Genomic DNA, 21,993 nt, shown 5'->3' on the forward strand with positions numbered 1-21,993 from the left:
CAGCCCGGCGGCGGCTGCAAACAGGATTACCAGGGCGGGGTCATCACCTGGTCCCCGACGCTGGGTGCGAGCGTCAAGCCCACACCCCTGGCGGCCGCCAAACCGTAGGCCTCTGGCGGTCACTGCACCGCCTGGGGAGGTAAAAGTCCACGTCCCTGCACTGCGGACCCCCGCCGCCTGCAGAGGGCGGCCCGGCCTGCCGACCATCGCAATGTACTCTTGACTCTAGAAAACCACCGGGCTGTAGAAACGGAAGACCACCCAGAGCGTATGGCGGCACCAAAAGAGATCTCGATGAGCCCCAAACAAACTACCGGAGGCCGCCCCGCCTCAGCTGTAGGCATTGGTTCCGCCGTTTCGGCTGGTGCGGGCATACTGATCCTGTTTATCGCGAGCCACGCGTTGACGAAGGAAGAGAACTCCGAGTTTTTGTCGTTCTGGGCTGCGCTGTTCTTCGTTTATGGAGTGATGGGCGGCGTTCAAACAGAGTCCACCCGAGCGGCGTCCGTGGTCGCCCTCAAAGGCATCGCCAATGGGCGGCGCCACCCCAGGCTGATCACGGCCGGATTAATCAGCGGGGCCATCGTTGCGGCGGTGATAGCCGCCCTGTCCCCTGTCCTGACGGCTTTCGAGTTCTTCCACCATTCGGAAATCATCTCGCTGGGTCTCGTCCTCACTGCCATCCTCTACGCAGGACACAGCGCCTTGGCCGGCACCCTTCAGGGAAGTGGCCACTGGTCCGTATATGGCCGGTTCCTCATTCTGGACGGCCTGCTTCGGCTCGTTTGCATCGGCGCCGCCGCCGCGTGGTCGCTGGGGCTCCTGGGCCTGGAGATCGCGTGCTTTTGCGCCTTGGGTGCATGGCTCCTGCTGCTGGCCTTCTCAAGAGTCGCCCGCCAGTCGCTGCAGGTCCGCGCAGACGTGCCACTTGGGAAGCTGCTGGCCCAGATCTTCCATGCAGTGGTGTCGTCGATCTCGTCCGCGGCCCTGATAGTCGCCTTTCCGCTCCTGCTCAAGCTGACCACCCCCGCTGCTGTTTTCGAACAGTCGGCCCCTCTCCTGCTGGCCATTTCCATGACCAGGGCGCCCATCATGGTGCCCTTGCAGGCTTTCCAGGGCGTGGCAATCGCACACGTCGTGAGGGCAGGATCGGAGGGATGGCGGGCCCTTCACCGGCCTCTCCTCATCCTCCTGGTGGTGGGAGGCCTGGGAGCGGTCCTGGCTTTCGTGATTGGGCCGAGCTTGATGCTGCTGTTTGGATCGGGTTACGGCGTGAGCGGCATGACACTTGCCCTGTTAACTCTGGCATCACTGGTCATGGCCGTCCTGACTCTCACTGGGACGGCGACGCTGTCCACGGGCCACCACAGGGCGTTTTCTTCCGGTTGGGCCTCAGCGACAGCAGTTGCCATCGCCATCCTGTTGCTCCCGCTGCCCCTCGAGGTCCGGTGCATCCTGTCCCTGACCATCGGGCCGGCTGTCGGCATCCTGGTCCATCTGCTCGCCCTGCGGAGACCGCCCGCGTCATCCGGCTCCGAGCCTGCACCGTCCGGACCTGCAACCTAGGGCCCCGGCCTGCAACGAAAAGACCCGCACCACACGGGGTCCGTGTGGTGCGGGTCGGTGAGTGCTTCCCGCCGCGGCCCGGCCTGACGTAGGCGGCCGGCCGGCGGTCGTAGAAACTAGCCGTGCAGGACGAACTCTTTCAGGCGCTCCAGCACGATGCTTCTCTCCAGATTGGCGAAGTGGTAGGCCTGGCCCCGCGCTCCAAACTCCCGACGCCGGTCAGCGGACATCCGGTACATGGCCCGGATGTTGTCTGCCAGGGCCACGGCATCGGCTGCGGGTCCGACGAAGCCGCACTTGGCGTCGTCTTCCACCAGGGTACGGACCTCGCCGTCCATTGCGAGTACCAGGGGGCGCCCCGACGCGATGTAGGACATCACCTTGGCAGGAACCGTGGCCTCCAGCAGTTCACTTTTCACCAGGCAGCCCACCAGGACGTCCGCCAGGGTCGTGTACTTGGGGATGTCACCGACGGGATGGTGTCCTTCGAAGCGGAACACCTCGCGCAGGCCGCGCCGCCCGACGTCGTTCTCGACGTCGCCGCGGCTCATGCCGTCCCCCACGATGACCCAGGAGATGTCCGTCAGTCCTTCGGACCTGAGGATCTCCGCCGCTTCAATCATGGTTTCAAAGGACTGTGCAGGACTGATGTTGCCGGTGAAAAGGACCTTGAACCCGTCGCCAAGCTGCTCAGCCAGCACCGGATCATGGATCTCCTGCTCGTAAAGACTCTCGCAAGCCTGCGGCACGACGGTGATCTTGTCATCCGGGAGACCCGTAATGTCCTTGATCCGGGCGCGCATCTGTTCAGAGAGGACAACAATCTTGTCAGGTTGCCGATAGTGCCAATGGGATATCTTCTCGGCTATGCGGCGAAAAAACTTGTTCCGGACATTCAGGACCGAGAACAGGTTCTCAGGCCACAGGTCGAGCACGTACATGGTCGATTCAATCCCGCGCAACTTGGACAGGATTATTCCGGAGATCGACATCATCACCGGGGACAGTTGATAGAGGAAGATCTTGTCGTACTTGCCGAACATGAGTCGAGGCAGGTGGAAAAGACTGGCGAGAGGGAAGGAGACATAGTTCAGGAAAATCCGCAGGCTCGAATTATCACCGCGAGGTAGTTCTGGAGCGCGGTAAATCACCACCCCGTTATGCTCTTCCTTATACGGGCCCCTCAAGGAGTAACCCGGGAAGAACTCACCTTTGGGGTAGTTCGGCAGGCCGCAAAGAACCTCCACGTCCACGCCACCGGTTACGAAGTAGTCGCAGATGTCGTTGATCCGAAAGCCCTCGGGCCAGAAGTGCTGGCCCACGACCAGGACCTTGGGTGTGTGGCCCACTGCTATGAAGCCGCTTTGATCGAAGGCAACAGATCCTGGATATAGTCAGTGGTCTTGATCTTTTCGATGATCTGATCCACGGTCAGCTGCTGCGTGTTGTGGGACGTGTACTCCTCCAGCGTTTCGCTCACGTCGTCGCCGGAGTCGAAGAACTTCTCGTAGTTCAGGTCCCTCGTGTCAGCAGGCACACGGAAGTAGTCTCCCAGGTCCTCGGATTTCGCCCGCTCTTCCCGTGTCAGCAGGGTCTCGTGCGCCTTCTCTCCGTGGCGCGTACCGATGACGTTGATTTCAGAGTCAGAGTTGAACAGGATCTTCATCGCCGTGGCGAGGTCGCCTACGGACGACGCGTCCGCCTTCTGCACAAACAGGTCACCCTGGTTTGCGTGCTCGAAGGCAAAAAGGACCAGTTTGACTGCTTCGTCGAGGTTCATCAGGAAGCGGGTCATGTGGGGATCTGTCACGGTCAACGGCTTGCCGGCGCGGATCTGGTCCGCGAACAACGGGATGACGGAGCCACGTGAAGCCATCACGTTGCCGTACCTGGTGCAGGCGATCAGCGTTTCGCTGGCTTCGACGTTGCGGGACTTGGCGATGACGACTTTCTCCATCATGGCCTTGGACGTTCCCATCGCGTTGATCGGATAGGCCGCCTTGTCGGTGGACAGGCAGACAACCTTCTTCACACCCGCGTCGATGGCGGCCGTGAGGACGTTGTCCGTGCCGAGCACATTGGTCCGCACCGCCTCCATGGGGAAGAATTCGCAGGACGGTACCTGCTTGAGGGCTGCGGCATGGAAGATATAGTCCACACCGCGCACCGCTTCCCGGACGCTCTCAATGTTGCGGACGTCGCCGATGTAGAACTTGAGCTTGTCGTTGCTGTAAGCCTTACGCATGTCATCCTGTTTCTTCTCATCGCGGGAGAAGATGCGGATCTCGCCGATGTCTGTGTGCAGGAAGTGCTTCAGAACAGTGTTGCCAAAGGAGCCAGTGCCTCCGGTAATCAAAAGTGTCTTGTCCTTGAACAACGTGTCTCCTTGGTCGGAAGATGGTGAGGCTGCGAGCGTGGCTGCAACCGTTAGATGATATCAGCGGCATGCTTCCCGGCACCCTTGAGGGGCAGCGGCCGGGCAAGGAACGGGGCGCGGCCAAATTCGGCCTGTCCGCGTTTCAGCGTAGAATCGCAATCATGCTTAGCCCAGAAACCCGCCGCGTGCTCGTAATCATGCCGGCTTGGAATGAAGGCGAAACCGTGGGAACCACGGTTTCCGAAGTCCTCAATTTGAACGAGGGATACGACGTCATGGTGGTCGACGACGGATCGAAGGACGCCACGGCGTCGGTCGCCGCAGCCGCCGGCGCCACCGTCCTCCGGCTGCCCTTCAATATGGGCGTGGGCGGAGCCATGCGGGCCGGGTTTAAGTACGCCGCCCGTTACAACTACGACGCCGTCATCCAGGTGGATGCGGATGGCCAACACAACCCCAGTGAAATTGCGGCGGTGCTCAAGGGGCTGGAAACAGCAGACATTTCCATCGGCGCGCGTTTTGCAGCCAAGGGCGACTACAAAGTTTCGGGCCCCCGGCGATGGGCCATGGTGTTCCTGGCAGCCGTCATCTCCGGATTGGCGCACACGAAGCTGACGGACGTGACCTCGGGATTCCGGGCAGGCAACAGGCGCGCCATCGCCCAGTACCTGGATCACTATCCGGCGGAGTATTTGGGGGACACCATCGACTCTCTCGTGGTCGCGGTTAAGTCCGGCTGCAAAGTGACCCAAATACCGGTGGCCATGCGGGCCCGCCAGGGCGGGACCCCCAGCCACAATCCTGCCAAGTCGGCTATATACCTCCTCCGGTCTGTGTTCGCCTTGCTGTTTGCCGTAACCCGAAGCCGGTCCAGAATCGTTGTACAGGAAGGGCCTGCCTGATGGGAAGTACTGTGGCGGCATTCATTTTTGCTCTGGTTGTGGTGGGGATTGTGCTCGAACTCGTCCGGCGCAAGATCTTCCGGGAAAAATACGCGGCGCTATGGCTGATCATCGGGGTGAGCGCACTCGTCCTGGCAGGGTGGCCCGGACTGCTGTCTGACGTCAGCAAGTTCCTGGGTGTCCAGGTGGCGTCAAACCTGCTATTTGCCCTCTGCATTATTCTGTTGCTCGGGGTCTGCCTCCACCTGTCGTGGGAACTCTCGGTGGTGGAGGATGAAAACCGCACCTTGGCTGAAGAGGTCGCCATTCTGAGGACCGCAGTGGAACGACTTGAAGACGACTTCAACAACATTGAACGACGTCCGGCGGCGCCCGACAAGCCTGCCTGGGTTCCGCGGGAGCAGTCCACCACAGGAGCAGCCGAGGACTGACCTTGTCGTCATGACCGCCTACTGGCCACAGTCACCAAGGAAACCGTGCCCGACCTCGAGCTGGATGCAGCAAACAATGCCGGTCCCCGGGCGCTGAAGGGCACGGATGTTCCGTCGGGTCCCGGAGCCGTCAGCCCTGCCATGCTATGGATCGCCGTGGTGCTCGCCTCCTTTGCTGCCTTCGCTGCTGTCGTCGCGGCCAGGGCCGCCGGAGGCCTCACCGGGTGGCACTCCCTCCTGGCCTTGGGCCTGGTGATGGTACTGACACCGGCTGCCCGGAACCTGTCCCAGCGGATACTCTTCGCGGTTGTTGGACTCGCCGGAACCGCCCCCTTCATGTGGTGGTTCAGCGCCGACATTCCCTACCTCGACCGTGGAACAGTTGTGCTCGCACTCGGGGCCGCTGCCCTGGTTGGTTCCTTGACCTACACGGGCGTCCGCAGGCTGCCGTTCCGGCGCTTCCTGCCCCGGTTCCGTGCCGTCGACTCGCTCCCGCTCATGGCTGTGGTCCCCGCGGCCTGGGCTGTACAGAATTTCTTGTTCACAAGGACCTTTGAATCGACGCTTGTCGTACTGACGAACTCATGGGACTTCGCCCCGCACTTCAACATGTTCAACATGATCCGCAACCACGGGTCAATCATTGCGTTGCTCCCTTCTGCGCCGGACGGCAGCAAATGGACTGCGGCGTCCTATCCGCAGGGCTTTCACGCTCTGCTGGCTTCTCTGGCCGAGATCGTCGCCGGCCCCGAAGCGGGCGACGTCGGCGGCGAATCCATGCTTTTCCTCAGGCTCGTCGGAGTTGTCACCGTCCTCGGAACCCTCCTCGTCGTCGCCGGCCTCACCTCTCTCCCGGCGTTCCGTCGAAATTTTCTGGTCACTCTACCCTTTGTGACGATTGCCGCCACCGCCTGGATCGTCGGCCCGGGGGCCATTCCCGTGTTCGGAGCGTTTCCCAATTTTGCTTTGGCGGTGGCACTCTGCGTCGCCTGCATCGTGATCGTGGAGCAACGACGGATAACCCCTCCTGCCGTCTCGACCGCTGCCCTCATCCTTACGGTGACCGCCGTGGCTCACGGTTGGATACTGTTGCTGGTCCTTTGCCTTCCCAGCGTTGTTGTCTATGGCTTGTTTCTCCTGCGGCACCGACGGGAAGTTGGAGGGGCCCTCCTGCTTGTCCAGTCCGCGCTTGCCTCGGTGGGTGCGGCCGGCGTTGTCGGCGCACTGTGGCAACTCCGGCAGTTGTCGGCTGGCGAGGTGCTGACCGCAACCGGAGGGATAGCGCTGGCGGACCCGGGGGTGGCGGTCCTGTGCATCGTCGCCAATGCGTTGGTGGCCCTGGCATTCTATTCCCGCCGAAAGGTCGGCCCGGCCGATGTCCGCCGCGGAACCCTCGCTTCCCTCCATGTCCTGGCGACGCCCTTGTTTGCCGCCGTTCTGCTCGTTGCCCTGGCCGTTTTTCAACTGACGCAGGCGTCCAAGGTCAGCTACTATTTCCACAAGTCTTTCCTCGCCGTCGAACTCCTGGCCATCTTCTGCACGGTCGTGGCTGCGGCAGAACTTTGGTCGCCGCTGCTGGCGCGGCACGGACACCGGAAGACCTTCGTGGCCGCATCTTTGCTGGCGGCCCTCGGCGCCACCCAGTTCTTCGGGTTGCCGTTCACGGGGCTCAGCGACCAGGGTTTGAAGCCGACGGCGCCCGGGGCCACGGGGGTCCTGGGGCAGGCGGAACTCCTCTCCAGACCGGCGCCGCGGCTGATCCGGAAGTTGGTCGGCATGGCCGCCATTAAGAACACGCGGCCCTTCGTCTATGTGGGCTTTGACGACGGCTTCGACCCACAGTTGGCAGCCCAATGGTCGCTGGCCCTCCAAGGCAAATGGACAGAATCCAACCACCTCGCAATTCCGATGGTCCGGCCGATGTATGACGGGCCCTCCCACGTGCCGGAAGCAATCGAGGGCATCCTCCGGTCCCTGCCGGGTATCGACGTCGTCGTTGACCCCGAGCTGGTTCCGGAGCTGCGGGCCTGGCGTCCGCAGTATGCCTCAAGGATCATCACGTACTAGGCCTGCCGTCACGGGCACCCTGGTGGGCATGAGCAAGAGGCCACCTCCCAGTCATGGGAGGTGGCCTCTTGACCTACATATCAGCGGTCGTTATCGACGGCGATTCCTGCCCGCTGGTGGTGGGTGTGGGCCGTCGATCGAATGAAGTTGACGACTCGACGCGAGGTATCGCTTATTTGGTAGTCCGCGGGAATTACGGGCGGACCGTCCGTCTCAAACTGATCCAGAACGATCGCGATGGCGTCGACGATTGCGTCGGCCTTGACTCCGGTCGTGATGATGGCGGCGGTATCAAGAGACTCAGGCCGTTCAATGGCGTCCCGCAGAGTCACGGCGGGGAACCCCAGCAGCGAGGACTCCTCGCTAATCGTGCCGCTGTCGGAGAGGACCAGTTTGGCCTCCCGCTGCAACCGGACGTAGTCGTTGAAGCCGAACGGCGGGTGAAAACGCAGTCCCTGCTTGAGCTCTTCGGGCTGATCCTCCAGGCGCTTCCGCGTCCTCGGGTGGGTTGAGATAAGCACGGGAAGTTCGTACCGCTCGCTGACGGTCTGGAGGGCCTTGAGGATCTCGGCCAGACGCCGGGGACTGTCGACGTTTTCTTCACGGTGCACGCTGACCATGAAGTATCCCCCGGGGCTCAGGGCCTGGCGTTCGAGGACATCACTGGCAGCGATGGCGTCCGCATTCGCCAGCAGCACCTCCTTCATCGGGGAGCCTGTGAGGAGGATGCGGGAAGGGTGCAACCCTTCCGCCAGCAAATTGCGACGGGCATGCTCGGTGTACACGAGGTTGTAGTCGGCAACATGGTCCACGAGTTTGCGATTCGTTTCCTCGGGGACGTTTTCATCGAAGCACCGGTTACCGGCCTCCATGTGGTAGACCGGGATTTTCAGCCGCTTGGCCATCAGCGCGGAGATGCAGCTGTTGGTATCGCCCAGGACCACCATGGCGTCGGGCTTCTCCTGCAGGAGTACCTGCTCCGTCTTCGCCAGGATCGATCCGAGGACGGTTCCCAACGACGACGTGTCCGCCGCCAGGAAGTGGTCAGGCTTCCGGAGTCCGAGGTCCTCGAAGAAGACTTCGTTCAATTCGTAGTCGTAGTTTTGGCCGGTGTGAACCAGAACATGCTCGGTGCTCCTGTCCAGACGGCGAATTGTGGCAGCCAGCCGAATGATTTCGGGCCTGGTGCCAACAATTGTCAAAACTTTTAGCCTGCGGCCAGCGTCGGTCATACTTCCTCCGGGAAAGTGTCGGGAGAGGCTGGATCAAAGATTTCGTTGATCCAGAACATCGTGTAGAGCTTATCCGCTCCGGTATTTGTGATCTCGTGTGACCACATGGTCGGCATATCCACGGCGACCGGTTCCTGGCCGCTGACGCGGTACGTCACAATTTCATCGGTGAACAGTTTCCGCATCGAAATTTCTGCGGTTCCGGACAGCACGGTGAACCGCTCGATTTTACGGCGATGGTAATGCTGCCCCCGGGTCACACCGGGCACCGTCGTTGAAAACGATGACTGTCCCTCTCCCCCGGCGCTGCGGACCACTTCAAAGAAGGCGCCTCGAGCGTCTTCCTTCCGGTCCAACGCGATGGGGAGCCGGTCGCCGACCAGGAAGGAGCGGTAGGTGTTGAAGATATCGCGCTCAAAAGAGCCGGAAATATCGGGGATCGTTCCCTTGGAGTAAGTATCGGCGGTCGCCTGGATCAAGGCCGCAACCTCGCTGACCAGCTTGGTTGTCGCCAGTCTTTGCGCGTCCTCCGGCTCGTGGAGTCCCAGGAGTACCTCTGCGGCGGTCTGTGCGTGGAGCAGCAGGAGTTCCTTGTCGTCCTGAACCTGAAGCGGCTCTCCGTTGGCTGCGAGGTGGCAGAACGTGGCGACGACAGAGTTGTAGAAGGGCATCCCGTGCTCGCCGAAAAGGTTGGGAAGCTTGACGTCGATGAAGCGGGATCCTGCCTTCTCCGCGGCGGCCTGCAGAATCTCGCCGGCCTGCTGCTTTCCGGCACCGTAAGGCGTGCCGTTGCCGGCCTGGATCGAATTCGCGAACACGATAGTCGAAGGCTTCACCGCCGCCGCGTCCAGCGCCAGGGCGAGTTGCCGGGCGAACTCCGCGTTGCCGTTCCTGACGGCTTCCTCGTCGCCGCGGTTGACGCCGGCAATGTGTACCAGCATCGTGGAACGCTCGAGCGCTGCGATCGCCGCTACGCGATCAAACCTCCCACCTAAGGCTATGGCCTCGGTTTCTTCCCCCAGGGAATGGGCCAGGACGCGGGTGTGCCACCCCAGGAAGCCGTTGCTCCCGGTAAACGCGATCGTCATTGCTGTGGTCCTTCCACTTTTGATGCCATCACTGCCCGCAGGCCGTCAGTTTGTACAGTTTTGCCTGACCCTGGGAGTCCACGAGCGTTGCGACACCCGATGCCTCGAGGTTGTCCAAACCCTTGAATCCGTTGTCCCCGCCATGAACTTCCCGATGGCCGAAGTCGAGCACATAGTCCACGTTCAGCCGCCGCACCGCCGGACAGACGGTCGGATCGGAGTTGGCCGCGTTGAGGTGCGTGAACACCTGCTCTGCCCCATCGGGCAAGGCGCTGAGGAGGTGGAGCTGCAGGAGCTTCCGCCCCGTAAAAGCATAAGCAAGAGCGCTGCCATTCCACGGGTTTCCGGCCATGGTCGCGCCTTCCGGAACCTCCTGCGGGAGCCTGCTGATCAGGGCCATCTCGTCCAAGGAGATCAGCGGAGAGTCGTTGGTCATGCGATATCGGGCGGAGGCGGATATCGCTGCCTCGCGAACATTGTCCTGTTGCGTGCCCCCGACGAGCAGTCCGGCCAGAATGAGGCCCACGACGCCCACGGTGAGGGCGGCTGGGCCCACCGGCCACCGTGCGGGCACGACGTTCTTCCCGAGGGGATATTTCGCCGCCAGGGGAAGGATCCACGTGTCCCAGCATCGAACCGCGCCTACGGCGGCGAGCGGCAGAATCACCACGGGAAGCAACGAGGCCAAGCGGGGCGGGTCGTTGTACCAAACACCGGTGAAGAACGTGCGCACCGGCCCAAACGGAAATGAGGTTACTACGACGAAGAGGCCGGCCATTACGAGGTACATACCGACGGCCCAGAGCTGCGTGCGACGCACAAGCAATGAGACCAGGCCTGCGATCGACAAAGCCATGATCGCCCAGGCGACGGGACGGCCGATGCCTGAGGCAGTCAATACCTCTCCGATGGCCTGGCCGGTCGTTTCGACCGGTGGCCAAAAGGCGGCTACCTCCGGCGGGCGGATCGTTTGCCAGGCGACGGCCAGACCGGCCACACCCAAGGCCAGCAGCGCCACCATGCCCCCCAGCCGTGCCCACGGACGGCGGGTTCCGCGGACGATCTTTGCCGTTGCCCTGGCCCAGACCAACACGAGCGGCGGGACCATCAACGCGAGCAGCGCCATTGTACTGCTCGGGTGCGCCAAGGTGATTCCAGGGAGAACCGCAAACAGCAAGAGGCAGTCAATCCACCTCGATCTGGATTCCTGGTGCGCCAGGCCGAGTGCCTGAAGGCCCAGCCCAAGCGCCGTCGGCAACAGCGCGTTGCCCAGGAAATTCGGATAAAGAACACCAAAGTCGAGCAGGAGTAACGGGAAAGCACCGAAGCCGGCAGCCAGGATGCCTGCCACAGCACTGACGACGACCCGGTTTCCGAGGAGCTTGTGGGCCAGGAATATACATCCCAGGGGCCACGCCAGGGAACCCACAACGAGATTGGTGACGTTGACGGCCACCGGGATGCTGGCACCGGTAAGGTCTGCCAGCAAAGCCACGACGTCGTGCCAGGCCGACGGGTAGAATCCTCCCCCGGTCATGGAGCTGACAGTGAACGAAGACCCCGATCCCGTGTCCTGGATATAGCGGACTGCGTTGAGGTGGAAGACATTGTCAAACGTTTGGGAGAACGCCTCAGGCCTGCCAAAAGCCCCAATGAGCCGTCGGCTGATGAGGACTGCGGCAGCAGTGACAGCGGCGGCATGTCCGGCACCGGCCCACCAGTTGACGGGCCGGGGTTCACGACCAGCATCCTTCTTCAGAAGCCAGGTGCTCGCCGCAAAGGCGACGGCCGCGATCAGGATGGTGACGACGGCGACCGGCAGAAGCGACCACTTGACATTGGCGACTGGCGCGAGCAGGGCAGAAACAGCCACGATCGAAACGGTAATGGCCGGAGCCATCGCAAAGAGGGCCATCCCGCGGACTCGACTCGCCCAGGCGACTATCGCTCCCGGGATGAAAAACAAGCCGATTGCCACGAGGGCAAGCGGGATTACAGACCACCAGGACAAAAGAATCCTCCAAAAAGCGTTTTCGAACTACAGGAACAGATCGTGGGGGTCCCGCCCGCCCTCAAGAATCTTACTCGACCGGGCTCCGACGGCGGCCCAGCTAAAGCCCGAGCCTGCCTGCCAGCACCGGCGCCAGCGTCTTGGCGAACGTATTGGTCTCCGGGAGCAGAACCACCATCCCGACCAACGTGGCGACCAATACAACGCTGGCCGCAGGAAGCAACCGCCTCATCCGCTTTCCGTAGAAGGAAAGAAGATTTATGGTCCCTTTTTCGGCCACCTCCCCAACGAGCGATCCCACGATGAGGAATCCGGAAATAACGAAGAAGACGTCAACCCCAACGAATCCGCCCGGTAGGACAGCGGGCCAAATATGGTAAATAATGACCAGGCCCACCGCGACGGTCCGCAGCCCCCGGATGTCCGGCCGCAGGGATCTTCGCTTCTATTGGACCCGGGGGTCTGGATCTGGTCGCTGCGGGCACTAAGCCCGCAGCAGGGCCACGGCCTCGTCGATAGGTCCGTCGAACATCACGTTGCCATGCTCGAGCAGCACGCCACGCGAACAAATGCGTGCGACGAGGTCCAGGTCGTGGCTGACGACTACGAGCGTCTTGCCGTTCGCTGCAAGCTCCTGGATCTTGTCGATGCATTTGCGTTGGAACGGCTCGTCGCCGACCGCCAGGATCTCGTCAATGAGGAATACCTCGGGATCCGTATGTACGGCCACGGAGAAGGCCAACCTGAGATACATTCCCGACGAATAGAACTTCACCTCGGTGTCAATAAACTGGCCGATCTCGGAAAACTCAATGATGTCCGCGAAGCGATCATTCACCTGTTGTTCCGTCATACCCATGATTGCCCCATTGAGGTAGACATTGTCACGGCCGGACAAGTCAGGATGGAAGCCGGCTCCCACTTCAATCAAACCGGCTACGCGTCCGCGAGTGCGCACGCTGCCGGAATCCGGCAACATCACTCCCGAAATGTGTTTCAGCAGCGTGGATTTGCCGGAGCCGTTGAGGCCCAGGAGTGCTACGGTTTCGCCCGTTTCAATCTCCACGGAGACGTTCTTTAGCGCATGAAACTTCTGTGACAGGTCGCCTTTGCGGCCTTTAGCGAGCCAGACAACGGCTTCCTTGATGGACCGCGTATGGCGCAGCACAAACTGCTTGCTGATATCGGAAACTTCTATTGCGTTAGCCACTCACAACTCCTGCGCGAAGCGGCCTTCCAGCCGTCGAAATGTCAGCTGGCCCAAAGCGAGGACCAACAGGGCGACTACCAGGCCCACGGGCACCCAGAGGCTAAACAAGTGCGGCGGCATGGCCGCGGAACCGTCCGTCGTCGGGAACCAGAAGGCGTAGTGAAACAGCTCGACGCCGATCGTGACGGGATTTGCCTGGTAAACGGAGAAGGCCACGGTGCCGAGCTTCTCCTGAACCATGGGCCACGCATACATTACGGGCGACGCCCAGGTGGCCACCATCAGCAGCATGTCAACGAAATTCTCGGAGTCCCGGAAATACACGTTGGCGGCACCGAACAACAGCCCCAGCCCGGTCGCCAGCAGACCCACGATGAGGAATCCGGCGACGGCGGCCGCGAGCTGGAACAGGTCCGGATGCCAGCCGGCGAAAAGGCACCCGGCTACAAGAACGACAAGCTGGGGGAAAAAGTGGACCGCCGAGACCCAGACGGAAGCCACGGGGAACAACTCGCGGGGCAAGTAGATCTTTTTGATCAGGTTGCCGTTGTTCACGATGGACCGCGCAGCGTTGCCCAAAGCCTCCGAGAAAAAGTTGATCAGCACAATGCCCGAAAACAGATAGACCGCGTAGTTCGCCAGCCCTTCAGGATTTCTGGGACTCCGTTCGAGGCCAAGGAAAACGCCAAGAGCCACGTAGAAGACAATGAACTGAACGCCCGGCTTCACATAGGACCACAACAAGCCAAGCACCGAACCCCGGTAACGCACCTTGAGTTCCTTGCGTACCAGCAGCTTCAGCAGAAAGCGGGACTGCCGGATGTCCCGGAGGCCGCCTCCCAGGCCGGGCGTCCTGAGTTCCGTTAGGCCAACGTCGCTCACTTGATCTCGTTCTGGGTGTGCTGCTCGAACGTCTTCCTCCAAGACTCTATCGAGGTGAGCCCGGGCAGGGCGGCCTTATACTCTTCGCTCAGGCGGCGCCAGTCCTTCAGCAGACGGGCATGCAGGCGGCTGCTCTCGGCGAGCATCTCCCTGAGCTGCTTCGGATCCCGCTTGTACCACGAGGCACCCGTACCCTCGGCATTCGAGACAACGGCGCTGTCGTACTGCGCCATCCTCCACCAACGGTTGTCCTGGTGGGCAACTGTCGCCTGTGGCCGATCAACGCTCGATGCCTTGACGGGGCGGACAAGCTGCCTGAGGACGGTCTTTGCCGCCCACGGCAACAGCGACATCGTGGAGGGCTGCGAGATTCCGTGCCCGCGACGTGGCGGCTTGTCCATCTTGGCCGCAGGAAATTCGTCCTGGTCCGGGCGGAACACCGAATCAGAATACTTTGCCATCATCTTCCGGATTTCGGGCAGCTTTGACGGCAGCAACTCCGGCAGCGCCTTGGGTCCGCTGAGGATGTCCTCCAGCGCCCATTGCCGCCCGTGCGCCGTGGCATACTGCATCGAGACGAGGTGCTTGACGTCCATGTACTGGGACTCCCGGACCACACGGCCGCCATATTCATAGGGGCTGTGGAGCAGCGCCGCGACCACGCGGTTGCGGGCATGGAAGTACGCCTGCCAGCCGACCAGGTCGTCCTTGTCGATCCAGGAAACGTGCCACACGGCCGATCCCGGCAGGGAGACCGTGTTGAATCCGTGCTTCTTGGCGCGGAGCCCGTACTCGGAATCATCCCACTTGATGAACAGCGGCAATGACAGGCCGATTTCGCGGATGACCTTCGTCGGAATCAGGCACATCCACCACCCGTTGTAATCCACGTCGCACCTGCGGTGGAGCCACGACGTCTGGCGGAGGTTGGAAGACATGAAGTCATGTCCCAGGATCATGTCGTCGCTGGGAAGCGAAGGCTGGAAGCGGTAAGGGTTTACCACCTCACCGAAGGTATGCAGAACGGTCCGGTTATAGAGGTCGAACATATGTCCGCCCACGATGGTGGGCGTCTTGCAGCGGTCAGCAAAAGTCAGCAGCCGGGTAATGCTTTCAGGCTCGACGACGACGTCGTCATCCATCAGCAGGACGTAGTCGCTGCCGTTCTCGACGGCCTCGAACATCCCGCGGGCAAAACCACCGGAGCCGCCGAGGTTGGACTGGTTGATAATCCGCAGCTTCCCCTTGAGGGAGTCCCGGACCTCGGGAAAACCGTCGTCGTCGGCGACTTTCTGCGTGCCCTGGTCGACGAGGAGGATTTCCTGGACGTGATCCAACGCTTCGGGGTTCTCGGCGAGGATGCGAAGGTTATTGAGGCAGAAATCCGTCTTGTTCAGGGTGGTGATCTGCAGCGTGACGGACCCGGGCTGGGTGTCCTGGGCCGGACCCTGCCACTCCGCATCCAGCATGACCAGGGGTTCGGAACCTGCCACCAGGTCGAACCAGTACCAGCCGCCGTCGCCGAACGGGGCCAAGGTCAACTCGAAGAAGTTTTCCCGAACGCCTTCCACCCGGCGGGTGTCTACCCGCTGAAGTGATCCGCGCGCATTGGACTTGTATACAATGACGGACCCGGTCCCCTGGGTACGCACCTGCAGCCGGACACGGCCAACAGTGGTCCAACGGCGCCAATAGCTCGCCGGGAACGCATTGAAGTAGCTTCCGAAGGAGACTCTTTCCCCGGACCTGACGGACGTGGACCGGCGGGACAGAAAGTCCTCGGTGTGGGCTTCCTTCGTTGCACTGCTGATGGTCTGCGGCTTGGCCTGCTTGCCGTCGCGGTCACCGGCTGTCGGAAGTTGAATGCCGGTGGCCGTGCCCATGTCCAAGTAGAGCGGCACGGTGTCCATTTGCGTCGGGCTCGGCAGAATGACGCGCTGCAAGGTGTCCCAGCGCTGTCCGTCATCGTTCAGCGCCTCCGGTTCAGTAACTGTGTAGCTCTTGCTCGAAGCGCTCATGCGTCCACTCCTCCGCTTTCGATCTTGGCGCCGCTTTCGAAATGCGGGCGGATCCTGTTGTCGAACATGGCCAGGGCCGAGCCGATGGCCATGTGCATGTCCAGGTACTTGTAGGTGCCCAGCCGTCCGCCGAAGAGCACGTCCTGCTCGCCGGCCGCGAGGTCACGGTACTTGAGCAGGCGTTCGCGGTCCGCGGCGGTGTTGATCGGGTAGTAGGGCTCGTCGCCCTTCTCCGCGGCGCGTGAGAACTCGCGCATGATGACGGTCTTCTCCGTCTGGTAGTCGCGCTCCGGGTGGAAGTGGCGGGGCTCGATGATGCGGGTGTAGGGCACATCGGCGTCGTTATAGTTCACGACGGACGTTCCCTGGAAATCCTCGACGTCGAGGACTTCTTCTTCGAAGTCGATGGTGCGCCAGGAGAGGTCGCCTTCGGCGTAGTCAAAGTAGCGGTCGACGGGGCCGGTGTAGATGACCGGGATCTTTCCGACCACCTTGTTCTTGCTGTACTCGTGCGACTCGTCGAAGAAGTCGGTGTTGAGCCTGACTTCGATGTTCGGGTGGTCCGCCATCTTCTCGATCCAGGCCGTGTAGCCGTTCGTCGGAAGGCCTTCGTACTTGTCGTTGAAGTACCGGTTGTCGTAGTTGTAGCGGACCGGAAGGCGGGAGATGATCCCGGCGGGCAGGTCCTTGGGATCCGTCTGCCACTGCTTGCCGGTGTAGTGCTTGATGAACGCCTCGTAGAGCGGCCGTCCGATGAGCTGGATGCCCTTGTCGTTGAGGTTCTGCGGGTCGGTGCCGGCAAGCTCGCCGGACTGTTCCTTGATCAGATCCTGCGCCTGTCCCGGGGTGAGGTTGGCCCTGAAGAACTGGTTGATCGTCGCGAGGTTGATCGGCAGGGAGTAGACCTCGCCCTTGTGCACGCCGTAGACCTTGTGGACGTAGTTGGTGAACGTCGTGAACCGGTTCACGTACTCCCACACGCGTTCGTTGGAGGTGTGGAAGAGGTGGGCACCGTAGCGATGGACCTCGATGCCGGTCTGCTCTTCCTTTTCGCTGTAGGCGTTGCCGCCGATGTGGTGGCGGCGGTCAATGACGACGACCTTCAAGCCCAGCTCTGTGGCGGCCTGTTCTGCGATTGTCAGGCCGAAAAAGCCCGACCCTACGATGACGAGGTCAGCGGTCACAAAATCTCCTGGTTCGAATGGGGGCAGCCCAATGGTGTGCAGTGTCTGCTGCTCTAGACTACCGAGACAGGGTATGAACCGGCGAATCGCGGCCCTCCGCAGGACCAGCCCGGCCGGCGGTAGGCGCCGTTGACACCGTTATCCACATGGCCGGATTTGCGGGGGGCAGCTGCCCGCCGCCGCCCCTACCGTGGGACCTAGCCGACGCCGCCGGAAAGGATTCCCCCGATGATGTTCCACTGCACCCTGGTGCCGGCGCCCGGCTCGGCGCTCACCGGAAATCCGGTGGAGCTTGCCATCGCCGTTCCGGCGGACTGCGCCGGCGTGGCCCTTCAGGAAGCGGTGTCCCGGCGCTACGGGACCGGCGGGCTGTCCGTGGACGGGCTTCCGCTCACGGCCCTGACCGTCGGCACCGCGCCGCTGGTCCACGGAGCAGTCCTGGTCGACGGGCTTCCCCGCGCATCGCCCGGATCCGGGGCCCGGGATCCGGCGGCTGCGGCGCTGGTGCTCGCCGTCCACAGCGGGCCCGGCGCCGGCACGGTCGTTCCCCTGCGGCGCGGCCGTTTCCGGATCGGGCGCAGCGGGACGGAGATCATCATCCCGGATGCCGAGCTGTCCCGCGAACACGCACGGCTGGACGTATCGGATGCTGCCGTCCGCATTGTGGATCTTGACAGCGCCAACGGGACCACCATCGACGGCAGGAGAGTGCCGGAGGGCGCGGTGACAACCGGCTCACTGATCCGTTGCGGCAGCTCCACGATGTCCCTCATCTTCGACGGCGCATCGCCGCCATCCGGCGCCGCCGGTTTAGGGATGGCGGCGGGATCCAGCGTCGCCGAGGCCCTTGTCGTCAGCAACACCGCGGCCGTCAGCAACCGGACGGCCCTGGTCCTGGCCGCGGGGCTGCCTTTGGTGTTCGGAATCGGGCTGGCACTCCTGACGGGGATGTGGATGTTCCTGGCCTTCACTGCCGTCTCCGCGGTGTCACTCCTGGCGCCAGTCGCCTCCGGACGCCGGCAGCGCCGGGAGCTGAAGGGCGCTGTCGCGGCGGCAGCGGGACAGGACGCGGAACGACGACGGCGGGCGGCGCCGTCCGCCGCCGGCCTCGTCCTCCACGGTGCGTTTGTGCAGGCCACCACCCCGCATCCTGCAAACGAAGGTGCGCCGGCGTGGCTGCGGCTCGGTTTGGCCGAGCAGGCAGCGAATATCCGGCTGGAACCGGCCGCTCCCGGCTTCCTGGCGCCCTCGCTGGGCCTGATGCCCCTGATGCTGGACCCCTCCATCGCCGTCACCACCATCCGCGGCCCGGAACCGGCCGTGGCGGGGCTGGTCCGGTCCTTCATCATCCAGCTCGCCTGCTATCCGCTCGCCCGGCACACCCGGGTCCTCATCCACGGCTCACCGGAGTCGGTCCCCCTCGCCGCCCGGTTTCTGTCCGGCGTGACACTGTCAGGCCACGCGCCTGACGTGGCAGCCTGCCTGAACGCCGGTCCCGGTGAGGGCTACGACCGGGGGCTGCTGATCATCCTCGACGGTGCCGGGGCAATGCCGGCTACCGGGAGCGCGGCTGCCCGCGCCTCCCTGCGCGCGTCGGCCGCCGCCCACGGCTGGCAGGTGATCGATTGTTCAGCGGGAGCGCGCCCCGCGGGAACGCACCCCGTGCCGGACGCGAGCATCGTTCTTGACGGGCGCACCGCCCGGCTCTCCACCGGCCGCGACGAGTACAGCTTCGTTCCTGACCTGGTCCCCCCGCTGGTCTTTGACCGCTGCTGCCGCCGCCTCGGATCAGCCGGGAGCGCCGTCGATGATCCCCCGCCGGCCATCCCCGGCGTCTGCGCCCTGGGCGAAGTCCTTCCGCTCTCGGCTGCCGGCATTTCCCGCCGCTGGGCAAACGCCCGACGCACGCCCGGGCTTCCTGTTCCTGTCGGCACCGGCCGATCAGGACCCCTGATCGTCGACCTCCAGACGGACGGTCCCCATATCCTGGTTGCCGGCACCACCGGCTCCGGGAAATCGGAATTCCTGCGGACGCTCACGGCAGGCCTGGCCGCCAGCTACCCGCCGGACCGCATCAACCTGCTCTTCATCGATTTCAAGGGCGGCTCGGGCCTCGGGCCGTTGACCGGGCTGCCGCACTGCGTCGGGATGCTCACGGATCTGGGAACGGATGAGGTGGAACGTACCCTGGTCTCCCTGCGCGCCGAAATGCGGCGCCGCGAGGAGCTGCTCGCCGCCGCACAGGCCCCCGACCTCACGGCGTACGAGGCCGTGGATCCCCCGCTGCCCGCCCTCCCCCACCTCATCCTGGTCATCGACGAATTCAGGATGCTGGTCGAGGAAGCGCCGGCCGCACTGTCCGAACTCATGAGGGTAGCGGCGATCGGGCGCTCATTGGGGATACACCTGATCATGGCGACCCAGCGCCCGCAGGGGTCGATCACCGCAGATATCCGGGCCAATGTCACCAGCCGCGTCGCCCTGAGAGTCCAGTCCGACCTCGAATCCCTGGACATCATGGATTCCAGGGTCGCCGCAGCCATCCCCAGAGCCAGACCCGGCCGCGCCTTCCTGGTCCGGGGTACAGAGGCACCGGAGGAGTTTCAGACGGCCACACTCGCCCCCGCCCCGCAGCGCCCGGACGGAGCCACGGTGAGGGTACTCCCGGTCCAGGAATTCCTCGCGCGTCCGCAGACCGGCGCGGTGACCGATGAGGACACCCCGGGCGCCGAGGACGCCGCGCGGGCTCCGGCGCACGCGGCTGCGCCGCTGGTCGAGGAGCTGTCCCTGCTGTGGGCGGCGCTGGACGGCATCCCGCCACGCCGTCCGGTGGCGGACCCGCTCCCCCCAGTGCTGCCGTTTCCCCCGGCTGCCTCGGACTCGGACGCCGTGCTTCCGGACCCGCCCGCCGGGACTGCCGGCCAGGGCATGGCCCGGCGGGGTGCGGTCCGGCAGGGTGCGGTCCGGCTCGGATGGGTGGATATTCCGGAAGAACAACGGGTCGCCGAGCTGCGCTGGCATCCGGCCGGACACGGACACCTTGGCCTGATCGGCGGCCCCGCAGGAACTTGCGACGGCGCCGTGGCGCTGGCAGTGGATCAGCTGCTGGCCGGGGAGGACGGCCCCCACCTCTACCTCCTCGACGCCGGCGGTGCCTTCAGCGCGGCAGCAACCTCGGCGAGAGTGGGAGCTGTAGCAGGCCTGCACGAACTCCGCCGGGCAGCGCGGGTGCTGGAACGCATTGCAGAAGAAGTGACCCGGAGACTGGGCACTCCCGCACCCGAGGACCCGCCGCCTGTGGTCCTCGTCATCAGCGGCTGGGGATCGTGGGCGTCAGCAATCCGCTCCGGCCCCCAGGCCTGGGCCGAGGACCTTGTCCACGACATCGTCCGGGACGGCCCGAAGGCCGGAGTCACTGTCTTCGTCTCCGGCGAGCGCGAACTGGTGACCGCCCGGTTTTTCGGGGCCATCCCCAACCGGGTCTTCTTCCCCGCCGGCACCACCGAAGAAAGCCGGCTGGCCTGGCCGCGGCTGCCGGCGCTGGAGCCGGTTCCCGGCCGCGTTGCCGTTTTCGGCGCCTTCGTGACGGGCCGTTCGTCGGGGGGCCACGGCTGCCAGCTCTTCGAACGGCCCGCGCCGGCCGGCCGGAGCGTCACCGGACCGTCCACAGACGGCAGTGCCTTGGCCAGCCGGCCTTTCCGGGTCGAAGCCCTGCCCCCGCTGGTTACCGTCACCGAGGTCCTCGCCCGGCTCAAGCCGGACCCCGGACCCACCCGTCGTGCGTTTCGCACGGGCCGCTCAGGAGCGCCAGGAGCCGACCCTCCCGCGCTGTATGCCGCAAACATGCCGCTGCGCATCGGTGTCGGCGGAGATGAACTGCTGCCATTCACCGTTCCCCTGCCCGGTGGCTGCGTCCTTGCCGTCCTTGGCGGGCCGGCCTCAGGTAAGAGCACCCTGCTGGCATCCCTCCCCGGTCTTAATCCGTCCTCCCGGGACTGGCTGGCGCCGGGCCAGGGGTCAGACCCGGCCACGTTCTGGGCGGACACCCTGGCCCGGGCCCTGGCCGGCGAGGTAGCCCGGGACGCGATCCTCATGGCCGATGATGTTGACCTGCAGCCAGCCGAAACCAACAGGCGGCTGCACGAGCTGAACGGCCTGGGCTGGACGGTGATCATGACGGCGGGCTTCGGTCCGGCCCTTCAGCAGCGGGTGCCCCTCGCGCTCGGCGCCCGCAGCCTGGGAAAGGGGATCCTGATTTGTCCGCGCAGCCTCACGGACGGAGACCTTTTCGGAGTACGGTTCGAACCGGAGCACGGCCCTCCGCCGGGGCGTGCCGTCGTGATCTCGGACGGTCGCGCCGCAGCGGTTCAACTGGCGTCGGCGTAAGCGTCCGGAACCCCTGCCCGGCGGGGCTGCGATGACTCCGCTACAGGGCTGGCGGCGCGCCGCCAGCCCTGGCAGCGAAGGCAATGACGCGTTTGTCGAACAGCAGCACTATCGCCGCGGCGGCCGGCAGCAGCATGGCCAGCCCCGCCAGGGGGTACCCGCCGGTCAGGGTCGGGAAGCCGATCGTGAGTGCGAAGAGTTGGGCCACGAGGGCGCCGGCCCTGGGCCAGCGGTAGCCCCGGAAGAGGAAGCGGGCCACGGCCATGAGCCAGGCGGCAAACGCCAGCAGCAGCCCCAAAGTGAAAACGGCGCCCCAGAACGAGAGCACCGGAGCCCCTGTCAGGAGCTGGATTCCGTACCAGAGAGCCGCGGCCAGCAGTGCTGTTGCTTCAAGGGAAACAATGATGGAGATGACCAGGACGCCGGCGGGCCGGGCGGCTACCTCGGCGGGCGGACCGCCGCCGGGTACTCCCGCCGGCACGCCGGGGGGCACATCTGCCGCTTTGTCCCCGGGCACACCGGGGGCCCCGTCCGCGGAATCATCGGCAGGATCGGAGGCGTTCACCGGGGGTCTTGACACACTGGCACCCTACCGGACATAGTCGACTAAATGTGCGGCCGCGGCCACTCAATGTGATG

17 protein-coding genes are annotated in these 21,993 nt (G+C 63.9%); 6 read left to right on the top strand and 11 right to left on the bottom strand.

Annotated elements, in window-relative coordinates:
- Together J9611_RS22675 and J9611_RS03195 are read left to right on the top strand one after the other, a co-directional pair.
- A partial coding sequence (locus tag J9611_RS22675) for a hypothetical protein (protein ID WP_211877840.1) occupies nt 1–108 on the top strand: 108 nt, incomplete at its 5' end.
- Between the two features lie 186 nt (nt 109–294).
- Nucleotides 295–1,566 (top strand): hypothetical protein, encoded by a 1,272-nt coding sequence (locus tag J9611_RS03195; protein WP_211877666.1) that lies wholly within the window; start codon nt 295–297, stop codon nt 1,564–1,566.
- Between the two features lie 116 nt (nt 1,567–1,682).
- On the opposite strand, the gene J9611_RS03200 is transcribed toward J9611_RS03195, so the two are convergent.
- Together J9611_RS03200 and J9611_RS03205 are read right to left on the bottom strand one after the other, a co-directional pair.
- Nucleotides 1,683–2,888, bottom strand: a complete 1,206-nt coding sequence (locus J9611_RS03200; protein WP_307857005.1) for a glycosyltransferase family 4 protein — start codon at nt 2,886–2,888, stop codon at nt 1,683–1,685.
- A 29-nt stretch (nt 2,889–2,917) separates the two neighbouring features.
- A complete protein-coding gene (locus tag J9611_RS03205; protein WP_211877668.1) occupies nt 2,918–3,943 on the bottom strand; it encodes a polysaccharide biosynthesis protein in 1,026 nt (341 codons plus the stop codon).
- 197 nt (nt 3,944–4,140) lie between these two features.
- Between J9611_RS03205 and J9611_RS03210 the strand changes: the two genes are divergently transcribed.
- From J9611_RS03210 to J9611_RS03220, 3 genes are read left to right on the top strand one after another with little or no spacing between them, the layout of a single operon-like run.
- Nucleotides 4,141–4,845, top strand: a complete 705-nt coding sequence (locus J9611_RS03210; protein WP_504741675.1) for a glycosyltransferase family 2 protein — start codon at nt 4,141–4,143, stop codon at nt 4,843–4,845.
- Entirely contained in the window at nt 4,845–5,276 is a 432-nt protein-coding gene (locus tag J9611_RS03215) for a DUF2304 domain-containing protein (RefSeq protein ID WP_211877669.1), read from the top strand. Before J9611_RS03210 ends, J9611_RS03215 begins: the two co-directional genes overlap by 1 nt.
- Nucleotides 5,277–5,321: 45 nt before the next feature.
- Complete coding sequence (locus J9611_RS03220) at nt 5,322–7,343, top strand: hypothetical protein (protein ID WP_211877670.1); 2,022 nt, start codon at nt 5,322–5,324, stop codon at nt 7,341–7,343.
- An 80-nt stretch (nt 7,344–7,423) separates the two neighbouring features.
- Here J9611_RS03220 and wecB read toward each other — a convergent pair whose 3' ends face one another.
- The 8 genes from wecB to glf form a co-directional block, all read right to left on the bottom strand.
- Entirely contained in the window at nt 7,424–8,575 is a 1,152-nt protein-coding gene (gene wecB, locus J9611_RS03225) for a non-hydrolyzing UDP-N-acetylglucosamine 2-epimerase (RefSeq protein ID WP_211877671.1), read from the bottom strand.
- Nucleotides 8,572–9,663, bottom strand: a complete 1,092-nt coding sequence (locus tag J9611_RS03230; RefSeq protein WP_211877672.1) for a polysaccharide biosynthesis C-terminal domain-containing protein — start codon at nt 9,661–9,663, stop codon at nt 8,572–8,574. The genes wecB and J9611_RS03230 overlap by 4 nt, the downstream gene beginning before the upstream one ends.
- Before the next feature lie 28 nt (nt 9,664–9,691).
- Nucleotides 9,692–11,641: a DUF6541 family protein gene (locus J9611_RS03235; RefSeq protein WP_307857006.1), complete on the bottom strand. Its 1,950-nt coding sequence runs from the start codon at nt 11,639–11,641 to the stop codon at nt 9,692–9,694.
- A gap of 133 nt (nt 11,642–11,774) precedes the next feature.
- On the bottom strand, nt 11,775–12,107 hold the full coding sequence (locus tag J9611_RS03240; protein ID WP_211877844.1) for an acyltransferase family protein: 333 nt from the start codon (nt 12,105–12,107) through the stop codon (nt 11,775–11,777).
- Between the two features lie 51 nt (nt 12,108–12,158).
- Nucleotides 12,159–12,884 (bottom strand): ABC transporter ATP-binding protein, encoded by a 726-nt coding sequence (locus tag J9611_RS03245; protein WP_211877675.1) that lies wholly within the window; start codon nt 12,882–12,884, stop codon nt 12,159–12,161.
- The gene (locus J9611_RS03250; protein ID WP_211877676.1) at nt 12,885–13,766 is read right to left on the bottom strand and encodes an ABC transporter permease; all 882 of its coding nucleotides are present in this window, start codon (nt 13,764–13,766) and stop codon (nt 12,885–12,887) included.
- Nucleotides 13,763–15,784, bottom strand: a complete 2,022-nt coding sequence (locus tag J9611_RS03255) for a glycosyltransferase (RefSeq protein WP_211877677.1) — start codon at nt 15,782–15,784, stop codon at nt 13,763–13,765. The genes J9611_RS03250 and J9611_RS03255 overlap by 4 nt, the downstream gene beginning before the upstream one ends.
- A complete protein-coding gene (glf, locus tag J9611_RS03260; protein ID WP_211877681.1) occupies nt 15,781–16,968 on the bottom strand; it encodes a UDP-galactopyranose mutase in 1,188 nt (395 codons plus the stop codon). Before glf ends, J9611_RS03255 begins: the two co-directional genes overlap by 4 nt.
- A gap of 228 nt (nt 16,969–17,196) precedes the next feature.
- On the opposite strand from glf, the gene J9611_RS03265 reads away from it, so the two are divergent.
- Nucleotides 17,197–21,354: an FtsK/SpoIIIE domain-containing protein gene (locus J9611_RS03265; RefSeq protein ID WP_211877687.1), complete on the top strand. Its 4,158-nt coding sequence runs from the start codon at nt 17,197–17,199 to the stop codon at nt 21,352–21,354.
- A 40-nt stretch (nt 21,355–21,394) separates the two neighbouring features.
- Here J9611_RS03265 and J9611_RS03270 read toward each other — a convergent pair whose 3' ends face one another.
- Nucleotides 21,395–21,934, bottom strand: a complete 540-nt coding sequence (locus tag J9611_RS03270) for a hypothetical protein (protein WP_372447752.1) — start codon at nt 21,932–21,934, stop codon at nt 21,395–21,397.
- Nucleotides 21,935–21,993 lie beyond the last annotated feature (59 nt).

This window comes from Pseudarthrobacter albicanus (assembly GCF_018224015.1).
In the GTDB taxonomy this organism is placed as follows: domain Bacteria; phylum Actinomycetota; class Actinomycetes; order Actinomycetales; family Micrococcaceae; genus Arthrobacter; species Arthrobacter albicanus.